Raw genomic sequence first — 15,650 nt, forward strand, 5'->3', positions numbered from 1 at the left:
TTTTTAAATATACTACTTTCCATAAAATACGGCAAACAAAAATTATCGCTTGCCGTCATTTATAAATTCAATTATCTTTTAATTTTAAATGCTTCTAACCCTGGGAAAATTGCAGTATCGCCTAAAGCTTCTTCAATTCTCAACAGCTGATTATACTTCGCCATTCTGTCTGATCTTGAAGCTGATCCTGTTTTGATCTGTCCGCAGTTCATTGCTACTGCCAGGTCAGCAATTGTAGCATCTTCTGTTTCTCCTGATCTGTGAGACATTACTGAAGTGAATTTGTTATTCTGAGCCATTTGTACAGCAGCCATTGTTTCTGAAAGAGAACCGATCTGGTTTACTTTTACAAGGATAGAGTTGGCAATACCTTCTTTTACACCTCTCGACAATCTCTCTACATTGGTTACGAATAAATCGTCTCCTACAAGCTGTACTCTGTCACCGATCTTATCGGTAAGCATTTTCCATCCTTCCCAGTCATTTTCCTGCATACCGTCTTCAATAGAGATAATAGGATATTTAGCTGCTAATTCAGCAAGGTAAGAAACCTGTTCGCTGCTTGAGAACTGAGCTGCATCCGGAGTCTGGAATTTTCTGTAATCATAGATTCCGTCTTTGTAGAATTCTGAAGCTGCACAGTCAAGCGCCAGCATAATATCGTCACCAGGCTTGTAACCTGCCTTTTCAATTGCCTGAAGCAATGTATCCAAAGCATCTTCTGTTCCTTTGAAAGTAGGAGCAAAACCTCCTTCGTCACCTACAGCTGTAGAAAGACCTCTTGAATGAAGAATAGACTTCAGGTTATGGAAAATTTCAGTTCCTTTTCTCAATGAATCTGAGAAAGACTCTGCCTTTACAGGCATAATCATAAATTCCTGGAATGCGATAGGGGCATCAGAGTGAGATCCTCCGTTGATCACATTCATCATAGGAACAGGAAGGGTGTTGGCATTAACACCTCCTACATATTTGTACAAAGGTATTCTCAATTCAGCAGCAGCAGCCTTTGCTACAGCCAGAGAAACCCCTAAAATTGCATTTGCACCAAGATTTCCTTTGTTGGCAGTTCCATCAAGATCAATCATGATCTGGTCGATAAAATTCTGCTCAAAAACCGGTTGCCCGATTAAATTTTCTGCAATCACTTCTTTTACATTCTCAACAGCTTTCAGGACCCCTTTTCCCATATAATCTGAACCACCGTCACGTAATTCCACTGCTTCATGTTCACCTGTAGATGCTCCTGAAGGTACTGCGGCACGTCCCATGGCCCCGCTTTCCGTAAATACATCTACTTCAATGGTAGGATTACCTCTGGAATCCAAAATTTGTCTCGCTTCTATGAAAGAAATTGCACTCATATTGTTTAGTTTTAAACCCTCCGCAAACGCTTCAAGTTGTTTATTATTAATAATTATACTGATTACAAATTTAATGAAAAAACTCAGCTGATGAAAAAACTAGGCTTTAATATTTGGTAATAATTCAAAAAATTTCCCAAGTTTTTATGACTCCAGATTATGAGAAGCTCAATTTTTATATAAATGCTTTTTTCTCGTCAAAACTTAATCTGTTTTGCAACAATACGGCAAGGTTTACTAATTTCCTCTTTTCGCAGTTTACTAAAAAAAACATCACTTGTAATGTGATGCTGCACTGATTCAGTTTTCGATATTTAAAGTGGTTTTAAAAAGAATCTCGGTTCCTGGCCCGTCTTTTAAAATATGACACTCTCCATTCTGCTCCAGCATTCTTCTCTTTATATTTCTGAGGCCATTTCCTTCGGTGTGTGTTTTGCTAATTCCGATGCCATTGTCCGAAATGTTCATTGAGAAGGTATTCCCTTCCTGGAAAAAGGAAAGTTTTAATGAATTTGCTTGGCTATGTTTGTATGCATTATTAATGGATTCTTTTAAGCATAAAAACATATTACGCCTCAGTTCTGTGGAAATTGGGGTTTCTGATAGAATGTCTATGCTTTCTGACTGTAGCTTTATTTTTGTTTTTTTCAGAAAGTTATCCGCATACTGAACAGCATACTCTATAAAGCTGCCCAGAGTATCATTTCCTGAGTTGAGGCTCCAGAGCATTTCGCGCATGGAGAGATTCATTTCTTCTGAGGTTTTCAGAAGTTCATCGATATCACTTTGCAAATCATCATCCTTTGCTTTCTGTTTCAGAAATTCTGCCTGAAGCTTCAGCGCGGAAATCCCCGCTCCAAGGTCGTCATGCATGTCGTGGGATATGCGTTCTCGTTCCTCTTCTATGGACTTTTGTTTTTCGAGTTCTTTTTGAAGGAGCTGGTTTTGATGTTCTGCTTCTTTGAGCTGTTTTTCTTTAAAATACAACAATTGTTTTCTGTTGTACATTAATACAACGAAAATGATGAAACCAACGAAGAACATCATGATCATAACAGCAAGTATATATGTAAATTTAAATTCTTCGGGAAGTTGATTCATTACTAACAAATATTAACCCTATTAAGAATAAGGAGTATGTTACAATATTGACGATGGAAAAAACAGATATTAAAAAATTCAGCAAACCAGCATCATTTTCCTGAAGAAAGTACATCGGTATAGCTCTAAAAATAAAAACCACTGACCATATCAAAATTGCGGAACTTATCCAAAACAAAAAATCACTTACAATTGTCTTTTCATTGACATTTTTCAGTTTAAATACATACCATGATATTGAAAGGAAAATAAAAAAAACAGGAAGACTTATAAGAGAAACAAATTCCAGCTTTTCAACATTTTTAATTTGTGATTTGTAAAAAATAAAGAATATCAGAGTTACTGAAAATACTAAATTTAAAATTCTAAAAATTTTACCTTCTATACTCCTATAGTAAATCAACCCAAAATAAATAATTGACAGAATAATGTAGGCAGTAAATAATAAGTTCCTATTAAACGTGATCATCCGATATAGATTGACAGGAAGGATATCTATTAATATAACCATTAATAGATAAAGAAAAAAATAAAATTGTTGTTTTGATTTTTTTTTAATGATTAAAATATATAATGAGTATAAAAAACTTATCAAAACAACAATTTCATAAATTGAGTTCAGAATCATGGACATTGATTTGGACACAGAGAATTCATATCATAATCTGAAACATTACTAACAATTTTATTATTTTCATCAATACCATCAAAAATTACGGTTAACTGATTAGGTAAATATTCTCTTTCAAGTAGTTTTTTAACTTCTCTTGATGATGGACTGATCTCTCCATTATCAATACCGTGCTGTTCCAATTCACTAAGTTTCTTAGCATCCAAAGCGCCGGCTAAACAAACATTAATGGTTATTATTTTATTATCATTGTGATGTTTGTTATACAAGACAACTTTAGAATAATATGCCAATAATTCTACTCTTGGTAGCATTACGAAATCAGTGTAACCATTACCACCAACATTTTGAAATACATCTTCAAACTCTTTCCTTACTACACCAAAATCAGCTTTTTCTACACTCACCTGATGATTTAATGAATATACAGCATTATACTCATCCAATTCACTTTTACCCAGTGCTCTTGAATAAATTAAACATAATGAATTATCAAAACTTTTCAATTGAGTATAATTACCATTAAATTTATCCTTATAGTGTGTGAAGTATATCCTTACATGATCATAAGAATCTTCGTCTGCTTCTTCAACCCAAAGCATATCTTCCAAATTATCCATGCTTAGTGGATAACTTTCCTTAAAACCCATACCTGCATTCCTAAATAAGACCGCATTATTTGTTTTAAAGTTATCTTTCATTTGTCGGGCTATAAGTCCCGGTATCTTTATCAATTTAGTGCCAAAATTTCTTGGCTTAGACAGTGCAGATTGTGCTAATGTCTTTGTTTTTTCTTCGTTCGTTTCCATGGTTTTTAGTTTTAGTTTTTAAAATGGTTAAATTTATTGATTGCTTCTACTTTATTGCTGACATGCAGCTTTCGGTAGATGTTTCCTACATGTTTTTTTACCGTATCAATGCTGATGAACTTTTGATCGGCAATTTCTTTGTACAGAAGTCCCTGTGAAAGAAGTTCTAAAATTTCCTTTTCACGTTCAGTGAGTTCATCAAAGTCTTTATCGGGGATTTTTTTTTCGAAGTGGCTCAATACTCTTCGGGCTATAGAAAGGCTCATCGGAGCTCCACCGTTGTACACGTCACGAATAGAAGACAGAATCCTGTCCATGCTTTCTCCTTTTATGAGATAGCCCATGGCCCCGGCTTTTAAGGAATTGAAAATTTTTTCATCATCTTCGAAGCTGGTACACATAATAAACTGTGTTTTCGGCATTTGTTTCCTGAGCTTTTCAATGATTTCAATACCGAGCATATCCTGCAGCTGAATATCCATCATCACGACATCCGGAGCAATATCTGGAAGATTTTTAAGCGCATCATTTCCATCAAAGAACTGGGCAGCTACCTTCATGTCATCCTGGTAATTGATCACTTTCTTCAACGCATTGTTGTAGTTCTTTTCGTCTTCTACTATGGCTATGGAAATGCTCATTGTTTTTTGTTTAAGACAAATTTCGTAAGAAAACAAGGCGGAATCAATTACACTTTTGTGTAATTTTGAGACTTGAGTTCAGGGTTATTGGTTTGTTTTTTGTTTCTATTAAATTTAGTTAAATTTCCGTTACCATATAAAACAAATCATACCCGATACATTAAAAATAAATATCATGAGAAAAAACCTTTTAATAGCGGCTTCAGCTGCGGCATTATTACTGAGCTGTAAAAAAAATGAAAGCGGAAACAAAAGTGTAATCAAGATGGACAGTTCAGCAACTGTAATCACCGACAACAATGGAAAAATTGATTCTGTAACCCAGAGTTCATCAACCATTGAAGTCAACGGTCAGAAAACTGAAAAAACAGATTTCGTTTACAAAGCTACAGACGGGACATTGGTAAAAGTAGTTTTCAAAAATGATCCTAAAGAAAACACGGTAGCCATTACCAGCAACAAAAAGACATTTACCTTGCCTAAAACAGAAACTAAAAATGGTGAAACCATTTATGAAAAGGATGATATGACGGCAAGAGTAAAAGGTGACAGTTTACATCTTGAGCAGGGCAATAATGTGATTGAACTGAAAAGAACCAAAATATAAAAAATACAATTCCCCTCAATTAGAGTTGAGGGGAATTATTTATAGAATCCAGGTTGTGTTTCACAAAGTATGTAAGCTAAAAATTTGGGCTGGGATTTATAATTTCTATCAGTACTTAACAGCCTTATCCAGTTCTATAGGGTTGTAATTATTAATAATCTGACGCTGGTAATCCTTTTTAATACTTTTTAGTCCTTCTACGTTAGTAATATGCTTATCAAATATAGTTAATCCCCATGTTCCCTCTTTCATTGTATAATATTCACTGAATGGATTATTATAGTTATTTATTAATAACTTTTGATATTGTCTTAATGTAATCAGTATTGGACTCAACCCCAAGCTAGACTCAACCACATTAGAACTATCATACTCTGATACAATTTCATTAATAGAAATCAGTTTATAATTAAAATTATCTTTGGAATCTTTCACTTCAAATATCAAACCCGGTAGTCGATTAAATTTGTATGGACCTTCCGAAAAGGGAACTTGAAGAGAAAACCATGCGATCCATTTTCGTCCACCCCAGGTTGTCTCAGCTTTTTGTAATTTAAAATTGTTTGAAAATTTTGTCTCAGATAATATTTTCCATTTCATCTCGTCCGTAGAAGGAAAATTATAATATTTATCCTGCACATTCACAAAATTTTCATTTTTAAAAGAACTAATCCTTCTTTTTATTACCTGCTGTATAGGAAAACCATAAGAAATTATACTCCCCCTTCTTACCAGGGAATCCAATTTAATCAATTTTTTATAATAAAATCTTGAATAGTCCCTTCGTAAATCAAGTACCATTTCCATATTATCACTACTATCTTTCAATGAGTCTAATTTATAACTGAAGTCATAAATTATCCTATAATTTTGAGAATAAGAATATTGAATTAAAAAAATGAAAAAAAAGAAACATTTATACATAAGTAGATATTAGCATAATGATTTTGCCATACTCAATGCTTTCGCACAATCTCCGTTTGGGTCTGTATAACAAGATGGGCTTCCCTGTCGATTAGAACAAGATACACATTGCTTACATCCATCAGTTCCACCCCCACCATCACCTGCAAGATGTTCCTGAGGATTTCTAATACCTCCATCAATATTTTTCAGTTCATTCCTAGAAAACTTTCTTAGATTTTTCATAAATAATATATTTAATTTGTTTTTGCTTCTGCTATTAAAAAGCATTTATTAAAACTAAAATAAAATTTAATTATTTACAAAAATAAATACAAGAAAACACATTATTTCCAATTTAAACAACTTATTAACCAAAATAGGTTTAATTAATCAATATTATATCACTATAATCAGCATTATATCAATCTATACAATTAAAATATTTAGATAAAAGTGTCAAAAATTCTATTGTATTCCTTTAAAAAAATATTTAGATAATGAAAAAATTGAGTTTTCCGAAAAATATATTTTAAAATTATTATCATAAAAAAGCCATCCAGAATCTGGATGGCTTTTCATTTATATCTGAATGAAATATTATTCTTCAGTTTTCTCTTCTGTAGAGTCTGTTGCTTCAGCCTTAGGCTCTTCAACTTTTTCTTCTACTTTAGGAGCATCCGCAACTACTGCTTCTTTTTTAGCAGTTGTAGCTCTTCTACTTCTTCTAGTAGTCTTTTTCTCTTCAGCATTAGGATTGTAAAGTTCGTTGAAATCAACTAGCTCGATAAGAGCCATATCAGCAGCATCACCCTGTCTGAACCCAGTCTTGATGATTCTTGTATACCCGCCGTTTCTTTCTGCGATTTTAGGAGCTACTGATCTGAAAAGTTCAGTAACCGCTTCTTTACTTTGAAGATATGAAAAAACAATTCTTCTATTGTGTGTAGTATCTTCTTTTGCCTTTGTTAATAGAGGTTCAACATATACTCTTAAAGCTTTAGCTTTAGCTACAGTAGTGTTGATTCTTTTATGCTCAATTAGAGAACAAGCCATATTAGAAAGTAAAGCACTTCTATGAGAAGCTGTTCTTCCTAAGTGATTGAATTTTTTACCGTGTCTCATTATTAATTATTTATCAGCGTCTAACTTATATTTTGCAACGTCGAAACCGAAGTTAAGACCTTTTGAATGCACTAATTCTTCTAGTTCTGTCAAAGATTTTTTACCAAAATTTCTGAATTTCATCAAATCAGACTTACTGTAAGAAACAAGCTCACCAAGAGTTTCTACTTCAGCTGCTTTCAGACAGTTAAGGGCTCTTACAGAAAGATCCATATCTGCTAATTTAGACTTAAGTAATTGTCTTGTATGAAGTGTTTCTTCATCGTACTGGATAGATGCTTTTACAGCTTCAGTTTCAAGAGTTATTCTCTCATCAGAGAACAACATGAAGTGATAAATTAATATCTTAGAAGCTTCAGTTAAAGCATTTTGAGGACTGATAGATCCATCAGTTTCTATATCTAATACAAGTTTTTCGTAGTCTGTTTTTTGCTCTACACGATAATTTTCAATGCTGTATTGTACTTTCTTAATTGGTGTAAAAATAGAGTCAATAGCAATAGTACCTACAGGTGCATTGTTTGACTTATTTTGTTCTGAAGGAACATACCCTCTACCTTTTTCAATATTGAAAGTAATTTCGAAAGTTACATCACTGTTTAGGTTGCAAATCAAAAGATCTGGGTTTAATACCTCAAATCCGTTGACAGACTTTCCTAAATCACCAGCAGTAATAACGGTCTGACCTGAAACTTTAGCAATTACCTGCTCGTTGGCCTGGCCTTCTGCTGTAGCTTTTAATCTTACCTGCTTAAGGTTAAGAATAATTTCGGTAACGTCTTCGATTACTCCTGGAATAGTTGAAAATTCGTGCTCTACACCTTCTATTTTGATAGATGAAATAGCATATCCTTCCAGAGAAGAAAGCAACACTCTTCTCAAAGCATTACCGATTGTAAGCCCGAAACCTGGTTCTAATGGTCTGAATTCGAATTGACCTTTAAATTCATCAGAGTTAAGTAAAATTACTTTATCGGGTTTTATGAATTGTAAAATTGCCATATTATTGGGTTGAGCAAAAATTTGATTAAAAAATTATTTAGAGTAAAGTTCGACGATAAGCTGTTCCTTGATATCCTCCGGAATCTGGATTCTGTCAGGAGCAGAAACGAAAGTACCTTCTTTCTTCTCATCGTTGAATTGTAACCACTCATAATTAGCTTTAGAAGCTAATGAATCAGTAACAACCTCAAGAGATTTAGATTTTTCTCTTACAGCGATCACATCACCTGCTTTTACTAAATAAGAAGGAATGTTAAGGATCTCTCCATTCACAGTAATGTGTCTGTGAGAAGTTAACTGTCTAGCAGCAGATCTTGTTTTAGCAAAACCTAATCTGAATACTACGTTATCCAATCTTGATTCACAAAGCTGTAATAGAACTTCACCTGTTACACCTTTACTTCTGTGTGCTTTTTCAAATAAGTTAGCAAACTGCTTTTCTAAAATACCGTAAGTATATTTAGCTTTTTGCTTTTCAGCTAGCTGAACTGCATATTCTGATTTCTTAGCACCTCTTCTTTTGTTAGGACCATGTTGTCCTGGCGGTTGGTTTTTTCTTCTTTCGAAGTTTTTGTCATCTCCGTAGATTGCAGCACCAAACTTTCTAGCAATCTTAGTTTTAGGTCCAATATATCTTGCCATAATGGGTAAATTCTAAAAATTAAACTCTTCTTCTTTTCGGTGGTCTACATCCATTGTGTGGCATAGGGGTAACGTCAATAATTTCGCTAACTTCAATACCTGAATTGTGGATTGTTCTGATTGCAGATTCTCTACCTGCACCAGGACCTTTCACATACACCTTTACTCTTCTTAATCCAGCTTCATGAGCTACGTTAGAGCAATTTTCAGCTGCCATTTGAGCAGCAAAAGGAGTGTTCTTTTTAGAACCTCTGAATCCCATTTTACCGGCAGAAGCCCAAGAGATAACTTCTCCGCTTTTATTTGTTAAAGAAATGATGATGTTATTGAAAGAAGCCTGAATATGCGCTTCACCAATAGCTTCAACTTTTACTTTTCTTTTTTTAACTACTTTACTTTGTTTTGCCATAATTCCTAACGATTATTTACTTGCTTTTTTCTTGTTAGCAACTGTTTTTCTCTTTCCTTTACGGGTTCTAGAGTTGTTTTTCGTTCTCTGGCCTCTTAAAGGTAGTCCTAGTCTGTGACGTATTCCTCGTTGGCATCCTATGTCCATCAATCTCTTGATGTTCAATTGCACTTCAGATCTTAATTCTCCTTCAACTTTTACGTTTTCAGAGATATATGTTCTGATTGCAGCCAATTCATCGTCATTCCATTCGTTGACTTTCTTGTCTTCGCTGATACCGGCAGCTTTAAGGATTTCAGAAGAAGTATTTCTTCCAACTCCGTAGATGTAAGTTAAACCGATAACACCTCTTTTGTTTTTTGGTAAATCAATACCTGCAATTCTCGCCATAATTTAATGTTAGCCTTGTCTTTGTTTAAATTTTGGGTTCTTCTTGTTGATTACGAACAGTACACCTTTTCTGCGTACAATCTTGCAATCAGCGCTTCTTTTTTTAATTGATGCTCTAACTTTCATTTTGATAGTATTTATTTTTCAACAAGAGCCAAATGGAACATACATTCCATTTGGCAGCTGTTTTTTTAATATCTAAATGTGATCCTCCCTTTCGATAAATCATAGGGAGACATTTCTAGTTTTACCTTGTCTCCAGGTAAAAGTTTAATATAATGCATTCTCATTTTACCGGAAATATGAGCGATAAGTATATGCCCATTCTCCAGCTCTACACGGAACTGGGCGTTCGAAAGTGCTTCCGTAATAACGCCGTCTTGTTCAATATGTTTTTGTTTCGCCATAAATTAATATCCAGTCGTTCTTGATAATTTAGACTGCATTAAGCCATCATAGTGATGGTTCAGCAGATATGTATTAATCTGTTGAACGGTATCTAAAATAACTCCAACCATAATCAATAGTGATGTTCCCCCGAAAAATAGGGCGAACGCATCTGTCTGAACAAAGCTTCCATGCACTATTGCTGGAAGGACTGCAAAGATAGATAAAAATATTGCACCTGGCAAGGTTATTTTTGATAAAATGTCATCTAAATAATCAGCTGTCTCTTTACCGGGTCTTACTTTCGGTACTAAACCTCCATTTCTCTTCAAATCATCAGCCATTTGGTTTACCGGAATTGTAATTGCAGTATAGAAAAATGAGAATATAATAATTAATAGCGCAAACAATACGTTGTATTGCCAGCTAAAAACATTCTTGAAACCTGCAAGAAAAGTATTGGACTCATCGAATTTGGTCAATAATCCTGGTACGAACATCAGTGCCTGAGCAAAGATAATCGGCATTACACCAGCAGCATTCACTTTCAATGGGATCCATTGTCTTGCTCCCTGCATAAGATTTCTGTTTACACCTCCTCTTGCTTGAGCTCTGCTTACATACTGAATCGGGATTTTTCTAACAGCGACAGATAATACTACCGCTAAGAGAACTACCAGCATCCAGAATATTACTTCAATAAGGATCATGATTGATCCCATTCCTCCTTTTCCGTTCTGCACTGCCATTTCCTGAACGAATGCTTCAGGTAATCTGGATAAGATCCCCACCATAATAAGGATGGAGATACCGTTTCCGATACCTTTGTCGGTGATTTTCTCACCTAACCACATTGCGAACACTGAACCAGCAACCAAGATAACAATACTTGGCAACCAGAACATGATGGAATTCGGCTCTACATAATATGCAGACTGGAACTGAGCATATGGTAAAAACAATTGAGTAATAGAAGTTAAATAAGAAGGAGCCTGTACAAGACAAACACCAATCGTTAACCATCTAGTAATTTGATTCAATGTATTTCTACCTGACTCTCCATCCTTCTGAAGTTTCTGAAGATAAGGAATAGCCATTCCCATCAACTGAACAATAATAGAAGCAGAAATATAAGGCATGATTCCCAACGCCATCACGGAAGCGTGGCTGAAAGCTCCTCCCGTAAACGACGAAAGCAAGCCAAGGAGACCTGCTCCTTGCTTGTTACCGCCTTGATTTTTATAATGCTCTAAGAGATCTCCCACCTCTGCAAGGTTAATTGCAGGAAGTGAGATATAAGATGCGAATCTATACACAAGGATAATACCTAACGTAAAGAGAATTTTATCTCTCAATTCCTTTAGGCTCCAAATATTCTTAAGGGTTTGTATAAATTCTTTCATTAGTAAGTATTATAAGGTAATTGCTTTTCCACCTGCTTTAGCAATAAGCTCTTCAGCAGATTTAGTGAACTTGTCAGCAGAGATTGAAACCGCAGATTTCAATTCTCCTCTACCCATAATTTTCACTAATTCGTTCTTAGAAACTAAACCGTTCTCTACTAAAACTTCTTTCGTGATATCTCCAGTGATGGATTTGTTCTCGATTAAAATTTGAATAGTATCAAGGTTTACACCTCTAAACTCTTTTCTGTTTACGTTTTTGAATCCGAATTTAGGTAATCTCCTTTGTAAAGGCATCTGTCCACCTTCGAAACCGATCTTCTGAGAATAACCAGCTCTAGCTTTTTGACCTTTATGTCCTTTCGTAGCAGTACCTCCTTTTCCTGTACCTTGCCCTCTACCAATTCTTTTAGAGTTGTGAGTTGCACCTGCAGCAGGTCTTATGTTGTTTAAATTCATTTTAATTTTTGTTTTAAAATTATTTTTGAACTTCAAGTAAATGACTAACTGCAGCTATCATTCCTAAAATAGAAGGCGTAGCTTCATGTTCTACAACTTGGTGAAGTTTCTTAAATCCTAATGCTTCAAGCGTTCTCTTTTGGGTTTTTGTTCTTCCAATAGCGCTTCTTACTTGCTTTACTTTGATTGTTGCCATTGTTCTAATATTAACCGTTAAACACTTTACTTAGAGAAACTCCTCTCATTCTAGCGATCTCTTCAGGTCTTCTGATATCTAACAATGCTTTGAAAGTAGCTTTCACTACATTGTGAGGGTTAGAAGATCCTTTAGATTTTGAAAGGATATCGTGAATACCAGCAGACTCAAGTACTGCTCTTACCGCACCACCGGCGATAAGTCCTGTACCGTGAGAAGCAGGTCTTAAGAAGATATCTGCACCACCGTATCTAGCAGTAGTTTGGTGAGGAATTGTGTGATTCATCACAGGAACTTTCACAAGGTTTTTCTTAGCATCTTCAACAGCTTTAGCAATTGCAGAAGCTACTTCTTTAGACTTTCCTAAACCGTGACCGATTACTCCGTCTTCATTACCTACTACAACGATAGCAGAAAATCCGAAAGCTCTACCACCTTTGGTTACTTTTGTTACTCTGTTAACAGCTACGAGACGATCTTTTAATTCTAATCCTCCCGGTTTTACTCTTTCTATATTATCTAGTCCTAACATATTTCCGAAATTTAATGATTAGAATTTAAGTCCTCCTTCTCTCGCTCCATCAGCAAGAGCTTTCACTCTTCCGTGGTAAACGAATCCGTTTCTGTCAAATACAATCTGTTCAATTCCAGCAGCGATAGCTTTGGCAGCAATAGCTTTACCAACCGCAGCAGAAACTTCAGTCTTAGTACCATTAGCGTCTACCCCTTTCTCTCTAGAAGAAGCTGAAACTAAAGTTGTACCATTTTTATCGTCGATTAACTGAGCGTAAATTTCCTTATTACTTTTATATACAGATAATCTTGGCAATTCAGAAGATCCAGAGATTTTTCCTCTTACTCTTCTTTTGATTCTTATTCTTTTTTCTAATTTACTTAATGCCATTTTCTTATAATTTATTAAGCAGATTTACCAGCTTTACGTCTAACAATTTCTCCTACGAATCTTACACCTTTTCCTTTGTATGGCTCAGGCTTTCTGAAAGAACGGATCTTTGCAGTCACCATTCCTAGAAGTTGCTTGTCATGAGACGCTAAAGTAATAATTGGGTTTTTACCTTTTTCAGTCAATGTATCTAATTTTACTTCGCTTGGAAGTTCCAATACGATACCGTGAGAGAATCCTAAAGCTAACTCAAGTTTTTGACCTGTGTGTGAAGCTCTGTATCCTACCCCTACTAGTTCTAGTTTCTTTTCGAAACCTTGTTCAACACCAACAATCATGTTGTTGATCAACGCTCTGTATAAACCGTGAAGCGCTTTGTGTTGTTTAGAATCAGATGGTCTGTTTACGTTAAGTACGCCATCGTTCTGTTCTAAAGTAATTCCTGCTGTAAGCTCCTGAGAAAGTTCTCCTTTAGGACCTTTTACTGTTACAATACCGTTATTTTCAGTGACTGTAATTCCAGCTGGAATTGTTATAATTGCTTTACCAATTCTTGACATTTTCCTCTGATTAAAAATTAATAAACATAGCAGATTACTTCACCGCCTACTTTTTCTTCTCTAGCCTTCTTGTCAGTCATTACTCCTTTAGAAGTAGAGATAACAGCTATACCCAAACCATTTAGTACTCTTGGAAGTTCAGTAGAACCTTTGTACTGTCTCAAACCTGGTCTAGAAGCTCTTTGAATAGACTTGATAGCTGGTTTGTTAGTTTGCTTGTCATACTTTAAAGCGATTTTGATTGTACCTTGAACAGCGCTATCTTCAAACTTAAAGTTTAAGATATACCCTTGATCAAATAAAATCTTAGTAATCTCCTTTTTGATTTTCGATGCAGGAATCTCCACCACTTTGTGGCCTGCGCTTTGTGCGTTCCTTACTCTTGTTAGGAAATCTGAAATTGGATCTGTTACCATTTTTCTTTTTTAAATTATTGGTTAAAGACAATCAGTATTGAAGGGACTTGAAGATCAAAATATCAGACTTCAGAAAAACTTAGGTCTGATATTTTTATTCTTTAGTATCCAGACAACTTAATTGTCCCGATTAATTAGTAATTATTACCAACTAGCTTTTTTCACTCCCGGAATAAGACCGTTGTTGGCCATTTCACGGAAAGTTACTCTAGAAAGACCGAAAGTTCTCATGTACCCTCTTGGTCTACCTGTTAGTTTACATCTGTTGTGTAATCTTACAGGAGAAGCATTTTTAGGTAATTTCTGAAGTCCTTCATAATCACCAGCTTCTTTTAAAGCTTTTCTTTTGTCAGCGTACTTAGCAACTAGTGCTTCTCTTTTGCGCTCACGCGCTTTCATTGATTCTTTAGCCATTTCTTAGTTCTTTTTAAATGGTAAACCGAAGTGAGTTAATAATGCTTTCGCTTCTTTATCTGTTTTCGCACTTGTAACGAAAGTGATGTCCATCCCCTGGATTTTTTTCACTTTGTCAATTACGATCTCAGGAAAGATAATCTGCTCAGTAATACCTAAGTTGTAGTTACCTCTACCATCGAACCCATCTGCTTTGATACCAGAGAAATCTCTGATACGTGGTAAAGCAGAAGAAGTAAGTCTGTCTAAGAATTCATACATTTTATGAGCTCTCAATGTTACTTTAGCACCTACAGGCATACCTTTTCTCAATTTGAAAGCCGCTTCGTCTTTCTTAGAGATAGTACCTACTGCTTTCTGGCCAGTAATCATTGTTAATTCTTCTACAGCATAATCAATGATTTTTTTGTCTGCAGTGGCATCACCTAATCCTTGAGATAGGATGATTTTTTCCAATTTAGGTACCTGCATTACAGATTTGTACCCAAATTCTTCCATCATTGCAGGAACAATTTTCTCTCTGTATATATTTTTGGGTCTTGCTATAAATTCCATGTGTTAATTCAAATTATAAAGTTTCACCCGTTTTTTTATCGATTCTTACTTTCTTATCTCCTTCGATTTTGTAACCGATTTTGATAGCTTTTCCGTCTTTACCAACTAAAGCTATGTTTGAGATATGGATAGAAGCTTCTTTTTCAGTGATTCCACCTTGTGGGTTAGAAGCTGAAGGCTTAACGTGTTTTTTAACGATGTTTAGTCCTGCAACGATAACTCTAGGGTCTTTTCCTTCTTTTTTGATCACTTCAATAACTTCACCAGTTTTACCTTTGATATCTTTCTTACCAGTAGTAATGATGACGTTATCTCCTCTTTTTATTTTTAACTTTGACATTTTCTTTTAAAAATTTTAAAAATTAAAGTACTTCAGGAGCTAATGAAATGATTTTCATATATTCTTTGTCTCTCAACTCACGAGCAACTGGTCCGAAAACACGCGTTCCTCTCATTTCTCCCGCTGCGTTTAGTAATACACAAGCATTGTCTTCGAATTTGATGTATGAACCATCTTTTCTTCTAACTGCTTTTTTAGTTCTTACTACTACAGCTTTAGATACCTGACCTTTTTTAGCATTTCCTGATGGTGTAGAATCCTTGATAGTAACAACGATTTTATCACCAACTGAAGCATATCTTCTTCTGGTTCCTCCCAGAACTCTGATAACTAGTACTTCTTTTGCACCTGTGTTATCAGCAACTTTTAATCTTGATTCTGTTTGTAACATT

The 15,650-nt window shown here is 35.0% G+C and carries 25 protein-coding genes and 1 pseudogene; 1 reads left to right on the forward strand and 25 read right to left on the reverse strand.

Annotated features, from left to right (window positions below):
* Positions 1 to 71 precede the first annotated feature (71 nt).
* From eno to IW16_RS00845, 4 genes are all read right to left on the reverse strand, one after another.
* A complete protein-coding gene (gene eno, locus IW16_RS00825; protein WP_034738740.1) occupies positions 72 to 1,364 on the reverse strand; it encodes a phosphopyruvate hydratase in 1,293 nt (430 codons plus the stop codon).
* 300 nt (positions 1,365 to 1,664) lie between these two features.
* Entirely contained in the window at positions 1,665 to 2,465 is an 801-nt protein-coding gene (locus IW16_RS00830; protein WP_034738742.1) for a sensor histidine kinase, read from the reverse strand.
* A 624-nt stretch (positions 2,466 to 3,089) separates the two neighbouring features.
* Entirely contained in the window at positions 3,090 to 3,905 is an 816-nt protein-coding gene (locus tag IW16_RS00840; RefSeq protein ID WP_034738747.1) for a hypothetical protein, read from the reverse strand.
* Positions 3,906 to 3,916: 11 nt separating this feature from the next.
* Positions 3,917 to 4,546 carry a response regulator gene (locus IW16_RS00845; RefSeq protein WP_034738749.1) on the reverse strand — a complete coding sequence of 210 codons (630 nt, stop codon included), beginning with the start codon at positions 4,544 to 4,546 and terminating at the stop codon, positions 3,917 to 3,919.
* 175 nt (positions 4,547 to 4,721) lie between these two features.
* Between IW16_RS00845 and IW16_RS00850 the strand changes: the two genes are divergently transcribed.
* Positions 4,722 to 5,153 carry a hypothetical protein gene (locus IW16_RS00850; RefSeq protein ID WP_034738751.1) on the forward strand — a complete coding sequence of 144 codons (432 nt, stop codon included), beginning with the start codon at positions 4,722 to 4,724 and terminating at the stop codon, positions 5,151 to 5,153.
* A gap of 108 nt (positions 5,154 to 5,261) precedes the next feature.
* On the opposite strand, the gene IW16_RS00855 is transcribed toward IW16_RS00850, so the two are convergent.
* The 21 genes and pseudogenes from IW16_RS00855 to rplN all read right to left on the reverse strand — a co-directional run bounded on the left by IW16_RS00855 (position 5,262) and on the right by rplN (position 15,649).
* Positions 5,262 to 6,077: a GLPGLI family protein gene (locus IW16_RS00855; RefSeq protein ID WP_084694474.1), complete on the reverse strand. Its 816-nt coding sequence runs from the start codon at positions 6,075 to 6,077 to the stop codon at positions 5,262 to 5,264.
* 32 nt (positions 6,078 to 6,109) lie between these two features.
* The gene (locus IW16_RS26490) at positions 6,110 to 6,256 is read right to left on the reverse strand and encodes a hypothetical protein (protein WP_165571943.1); all 147 of its coding nucleotides are present in this window, start codon (positions 6,254 to 6,256) and stop codon (positions 6,110 to 6,112) included.
* Between the two features lie 16 nt (positions 6,257 to 6,272).
* A pseudogene (locus IW16_RS27265) lies at positions 6,273 to 6,347 on the reverse strand (hypothetical protein); the annotation flags it as partial.
* A 309-nt stretch (positions 6,348 to 6,656) separates the two neighbouring features.
* Positions 6,657 to 7,181, reverse strand: coding sequence for a 50S ribosomal protein L17 (rplQ, locus tag IW16_RS00865; RefSeq protein ID WP_034725967.1), 525 nt, complete (start codon positions 7,179 to 7,181; stop codon positions 6,657 to 6,659).
* 6 nt (positions 7,182 to 7,187) lie between these two features.
* The gene (locus tag IW16_RS00870) at positions 7,188 to 8,183 is read right to left on the reverse strand and encodes a DNA-directed RNA polymerase subunit alpha (RefSeq protein ID WP_034702884.1); all 996 of its coding nucleotides are present in this window, start codon (positions 8,181 to 8,183) and stop codon (positions 7,188 to 7,190) included.
* A gap of 33 nt (positions 8,184 to 8,216) precedes the next feature.
* Positions 8,217 to 8,825 carry a 30S ribosomal protein S4 gene (gene rpsD / locus IW16_RS00875; RefSeq protein WP_034738756.1) on the reverse strand — a complete coding sequence of 203 codons (609 nt, stop codon included), beginning with the start codon at positions 8,823 to 8,825 and terminating at the stop codon, positions 8,217 to 8,219.
* 19 nt (positions 8,826 to 8,844) lie between these two features.
* Positions 8,845 to 9,234, reverse strand: a complete 390-nt coding sequence (gene rpsK, locus IW16_RS00880; protein WP_034702879.1) for a 30S ribosomal protein S11 — start codon at positions 9,232 to 9,234, stop codon at positions 8,845 to 8,847.
* 12 nt (positions 9,235 to 9,246) lie between these two features.
* Positions 9,247 to 9,624, reverse strand: a complete 378-nt coding sequence (gene rpsM, locus IW16_RS00885) for a 30S ribosomal protein S13 (protein WP_034738759.1) — start codon at positions 9,622 to 9,624, stop codon at positions 9,247 to 9,249.
* Positions 9,625 to 9,633: 9 nt separating this feature from the next.
* Complete coding sequence (rpmJ, locus tag IW16_RS26015) at positions 9,634 to 9,750, reverse strand: 50S ribosomal protein L36 (RefSeq protein WP_007839480.1); 117 nt, start codon at positions 9,748 to 9,750, stop codon at positions 9,634 to 9,636.
* Positions 9,751 to 9,815: 65 nt separating this feature from the next.
* Entirely contained in the window at positions 9,816 to 10,031 is a 216-nt protein-coding gene (gene infA, locus IW16_RS00890; protein WP_027381317.1) for a translation initiation factor IF-1, read from the reverse strand.
* Positions 10,032 to 10,034: 3 nt separating this feature from the next.
* A complete protein-coding gene (gene secY, locus IW16_RS00895; RefSeq protein WP_034702876.1) occupies positions 10,035 to 11,414 on the reverse strand; it encodes a preprotein translocase subunit SecY in 1,380 nt (459 codons plus the stop codon).
* A gap of 9 nt (positions 11,415 to 11,423) precedes the next feature.
* Positions 11,424 to 11,873: a 50S ribosomal protein L15 gene (rplO, locus tag IW16_RS00900; protein ID WP_034740429.1), complete on the reverse strand. Its 450-nt coding sequence runs from the start codon at positions 11,871 to 11,873 to the stop codon at positions 11,424 to 11,426.
* Between the two features lie 19 nt (positions 11,874 to 11,892).
* On the reverse strand, positions 11,893 to 12,069 hold the full coding sequence (rpmD, locus tag IW16_RS00905) for a 50S ribosomal protein L30 (RefSeq protein WP_007839493.1): 177 nt from the start codon (positions 12,067 to 12,069) through the stop codon (positions 11,893 to 11,895).
* A gap of 10 nt (positions 12,070 to 12,079) precedes the next feature.
* Positions 12,080 to 12,601, reverse strand: coding sequence for a 30S ribosomal protein S5 (gene rpsE / locus IW16_RS00910; RefSeq protein WP_034703137.1), 522 nt, complete (start codon positions 12,599 to 12,601; stop codon positions 12,080 to 12,082).
* 18 nt (positions 12,602 to 12,619) lie between these two features.
* Positions 12,620 to 12,973 carry a 50S ribosomal protein L18 gene (gene rplR, locus IW16_RS00915; RefSeq protein WP_034738761.1) on the reverse strand — a complete coding sequence of 118 codons (354 nt, stop codon included), beginning with the start codon at positions 12,971 to 12,973 and terminating at the stop codon, positions 12,620 to 12,622.
* 14 nt (positions 12,974 to 12,987) lie between these two features.
* Complete coding sequence (gene rplF, locus IW16_RS00920) at positions 12,988 to 13,533, reverse strand: 50S ribosomal protein L6 (protein ID WP_034738764.1); 546 nt, start codon at positions 13,531 to 13,533, stop codon at positions 12,988 to 12,990.
* Positions 13,534 to 13,550: 17 nt separating this feature from the next.
* Positions 13,551 to 13,949 (reverse strand): 30S ribosomal protein S8, encoded by a 399-nt coding sequence (rpsH, locus tag IW16_RS00925; RefSeq protein ID WP_034738766.1) that lies wholly within the window; start codon positions 13,947 to 13,949, stop codon positions 13,551 to 13,553.
* A 144-nt stretch (positions 13,950 to 14,093) separates the two neighbouring features.
* Positions 14,094 to 14,363, reverse strand: a complete 270-nt coding sequence (gene rpsN, locus IW16_RS00930) for a 30S ribosomal protein S14 (RefSeq protein ID WP_034702868.1) — start codon at positions 14,361 to 14,363, stop codon at positions 14,094 to 14,096.
* Between the two features lie 3 nt (positions 14,364 to 14,366).
* Positions 14,367 to 14,918 carry a 50S ribosomal protein L5 gene (rplE, locus tag IW16_RS00935; RefSeq protein WP_034738769.1) on the reverse strand — a complete coding sequence of 184 codons (552 nt, stop codon included), beginning with the start codon at positions 14,916 to 14,918 and terminating at the stop codon, positions 14,367 to 14,369.
* Between the two features lie 13 nt (positions 14,919 to 14,931).
* Positions 14,932 to 15,258, reverse strand: a complete 327-nt coding sequence (rplX, locus tag IW16_RS00940) for a 50S ribosomal protein L24 (RefSeq protein ID WP_034738772.1) — start codon at positions 15,256 to 15,258, stop codon at positions 14,932 to 14,934.
* A gap of 22 nt (positions 15,259 to 15,280) precedes the next feature.
* The gene (gene rplN / locus IW16_RS00945) at positions 15,281 to 15,649 is read right to left on the reverse strand and encodes a 50S ribosomal protein L14 (protein ID WP_007839504.1); all 369 of its coding nucleotides are present in this window, start codon (positions 15,647 to 15,649) and stop codon (positions 15,281 to 15,283) included.
* Between the last annotated feature and the right edge of the window lies 1 nt (position 15,650).

The organism is Chryseobacterium vrystaatense, from assembly GCF_000737765.1.
Lineage (GTDB): Bacteria > Bacteroidota > Bacteroidia > Flavobacteriales > Weeksellaceae > Chryseobacterium > Chryseobacterium vrystaatense.